General features: G+C 54.9%; 1 tRNA gene and 2 rRNA genes. All 3 read left to right on the top strand.

From position 1 onward, the window contains the following. Nucleotides 1-235 precede the first annotated feature (235 nt). A 23S ribosomal RNA gene (locus AC4GY7_RS18050) occupies nt 236-3058 on the top strand. A 217-nt stretch (nt 3059-3275) separates the two neighbouring features. Next, nucleotides 3276-3390: ribosomal RNA gene (gene rrf / locus AC4GY7_RS18045) — 5S ribosomal RNA — on the top strand. A 135-nt stretch (nt 3391-3525) separates the two neighbouring features. After that, nucleotides 3526-3602: transfer RNA gene (locus tag AC4GY7_RS18040), tRNA-Met, on the top strand.

The raw sequence follows: 3602 nt of genomic DNA, 5'->3' as shown, positions 1-3602 counted from the left end.
CCTCTTTGACATTGTGAATGGGTTCTTAAAATCGATGCCGTGATGGTGTTGGTTTGGACAAACGACCATCTGGGTCGGCCGCAAGGCTGGCACGGATGAGCGTCTCCACACCGGCTTCAATCACTTAATATCTGGCTGAGATGATTAACATCCACATCAGTTATCTGACGCACGCTGCTCTGCCGAGTTGGTGTTCTCCGGAATGCCCAGCGTTGTCGTTGGTGGTGTGGACTCTCAAGCGTGAGGTAAGGGCAATTCGTGGATGCCTTGGCACATACAGGCGATGAAGGACGTGGCACGCTGCGATAAGCTGCGGTGAGGTGTGAGCAACCTTTGACCCGCAGATTTCCGAATGGGGAAACCCACCTATCCGATTAATCCTAGCTGAGCCGCTTGGCGGCACGCTTCACGCGTGTCGCCGTTCGGCTCTGATAGGGTTAATTGGGAACAGGTATCTTGAGACTGAATACATAGGTTTCGAGAAGCGAACCCGGTGAACTGAAACATCTCAGTAGCTGGAGGAAAAGACATCAACCGAGATTCCGTTAGTAGTGGCGAGCGAACGCGGACCAGGCCAGTGCCTATCATTCAACTAGCAGAAGCTTCTGGAAAGTAGCGCCATAGCGGGTGACAGCCCCGTATGCGAAAGTGATGTGATAGGACTCGAGTAGGGCGGAACACGTGTAATTCTGTCTGAACATGGGGGGACCACCCTCCAAGCCTAAATACTCGTATGTGACCGATAGCGAACTAGTACCGTGAGGGAAAGGTGAAAAGCACCCCGATGAGGGGAGTGAAACAGTACCTGAAACGGATTGCCTACAAGCAGTAGGAGGCCTCTTGAGGGCTGACTGCGTACCTCTTGCATAATGGGTCTGTGACTTAATGTATCAAGCAAGCTTAAGCCGTTAGGTGTAGGCGCAGCGAAAGCGAGTCTGAATAGGGCGATGTAGTTTGATGTATTAGACCCGAAACCCGGCGATCTAGGCATGACCAGGATGAAGGTGCGGTAACACGCACTGGAGGTCCGAACCGATTAACGTTGAAAAGTTACCGGATGAGTTGTGTTTAGGGGTGAAAGGCCAATCAAGCCGGGAAATAGCTGGTTCTCCGCGAAAACTATTGAGGTAGTGCCTCGAGCGGACACCCTAGGGGGTAGAGCACTGGATGGATGCGGGGGTCGCGAGATCTACCAACTCTAACCAAACTCCGAATACCTAGGAGTGATACTCGGGAGACAGACGGCGGGTGCTAAGGTCCGTCGTCAAAAGGGAAACAGCCCTGACCTACAGCTAAGGTCCCCAAGTCGTGTCTAAGTGGGAAAGCATGTGGAAATCCCAAAACAACCAGGAGGTTGGCTTAGAAGCAGCCATCCTTTAAAGAAAGCGTAACAGCTCACTGGTCTAAACAAGGGTTTCTGCGGCGAAGATGTAACGGGGCTCAAGACACGCACCGAAGCTTAGGGTGTGATCTTACGATCACGCGGTAGCGGAGCGTTCCGTAAGCCTGTGAAGCGATCTGGTAATGGGTCGTGGAGGTATCGGAAGTGCGAATGCAGACATGAGTAGCGATAAAGAGGGTGAGATGCCCTCTCGCCGAAAGACCAAGGGTTCCTGCGCAAGGCTAATCCGCGCAGGGTGAGCCGGCCCCTAAGACGAGCCCGAAGGGGGTAGTCGATGGGAACCACGTTAATATTCGTGGGCCTGGTGGTGTGTGACGGATGGTGTGTGTTGTACGCTCTTATCGGATTGAGCGTGCTTCGAAACTGTTCCAGGAAATAGCCCCACCGTATAGACCGTACCCGAAACCGACACAGGTGGTCTGGTAGAGTATACCAAGGCGCTTGAGAGAAGTGTCCTGAAGGAACTCGGCAAATTGCCTCCGTACCTTCGGAAGAAGGAGGCCCAGCATAGGCGCAAGCTCTTGCTGGGGGCACAGGCCAGGGGGTAGCGACTGTTTAGCAAAAACACAGGGCTCTGCTAAGTCGGCTTCAAGACGACGTATAGGGCCTGACGCCTGCCCGGTGCCTGAAGGTTAAGTGGAGGGGTGCAAGCTCTGAAATGAAGCCCAGGTAAACGGCGGCCGTAACTATAACGGTCCTAAGGTAGCGAAATTCCTTGTCGGGTAAGTTCCGACCTGCACGAATGGCGTAACGACTTCCCCACTGTCTCCAGGACATGCTCAGCGAAATTGAATTCTCCGTGAAGATGCGGAGTACCCGCGGTTAGACGGAAAGACCCCGTGCACCTTTACTGCAGCTTCAGAGTGGCATTAGGAAAGAACTGTGTAGCATAGGTGGGAGGCTTTGAAGCGTTGGCGCCAGCCGGCGTGGAGCCATAGGTGAAATACCACCCTGTTGTTTTCTGATGTCTAACCTCGCACCGTTAGCCGGTGCAGGGACCCTCTGTGGCGGGTAGTTTGACTGGGGCGGTCGCCTCCTAAAGAGTAACGGAGGCGCGCGATGGTGGGCTCAGGCCGGTTGGAAACCGGCTGCAAGAGTGCAATGGCATAAGCCCGCCTGACTGCGAGACTGACAAGTCGAGCAGAGACGAAAGTCGGTCATAGTGATCCGGTGGTCCCTCGTGGAAGGGCCATCGCTCAACGGATAAAAGGTACGCCGGGGATAACAGGCTGATAACCCCCAAGAGCTCATATCGACGGGGTTGTTTGGCACCTCGATGTCGGCTCATCACATCCTGGGGCTGGAGCAGGTCCCAAGGGTTTGGCTGTTCGCCAATTAAAGTGGTACGTGAGCTGGGTTCAGAACGTCGCGAGACAGTTTGGTCCCTATCTGCCGTGGGCGTCGAAATTTGAGAGGAGTTGACCCTAGTACGAGAGGACCGGGTTGAACGTACCTCTGGTGTACCTGTCGTCGTGCCAACGGCGCAGCAGGGTAGCTATGTACGGACGGGATAACCGCTGAAAGCATCTAAGCGGGAAGCCTCCCTCGAGATAAGATTTCATAGGACGGTCGGAGACCACGACCTTGATAGATCGGATGTGGAAGTGCGGTAACGCATGGAGCTAACCGATACTAATTGTCCTATTCGCGCTTGAGAGGACACACCATCAATGACAGCCCTGGGCTCTCAGCGATTGGCGTGGATGATAAGCGTCGATACGCCAGATACAATCACAGTACGTCAAAAGTGCACGCATCGATCTTGAACCAGACCAAGGTAACCGGAACGCCCGCGAATACGAGCGGACCGGCCGCCACGGTCCAACCGCAGCAAAGTACCACTTTGCTGCGTACCCCTGCACACGCTTCATTGCCTGGTGGCTATAGCGTCGGTGTCCCACCCGATCCCATCCCGAACTCGGCCGTGAAACCCGCCTGCGCCAATGGTACTATCGCCTAAGCGATGGAAGAGTAGGTCGTCGCCAGGCATTGAAGCGATGTGCAGGTAAGAACCCATTCATACACGTCTCGTCCCGACGGACACGAACACCCCCCGCCACACCGCGGGGGCCCCCGTCTCCAACAGGACACTCCATCAAAGTACCACTGCGATGGATATTTGGCGCGGGGTGGAGCAGCCCGGTAGCTCGTCAGGCTCATAACCTGAAGGTCACAGGTTCAAATCCTGTCCCCGCAACCA

It is taken from the genome of Sphingomonas sp. SP5 (assembly GCF_058313455.1).
The sequence above is the reverse complement of the archived record's forward strand: the minus strand, read 5'-3'. Positions and strand labels throughout refer to the sequence as shown.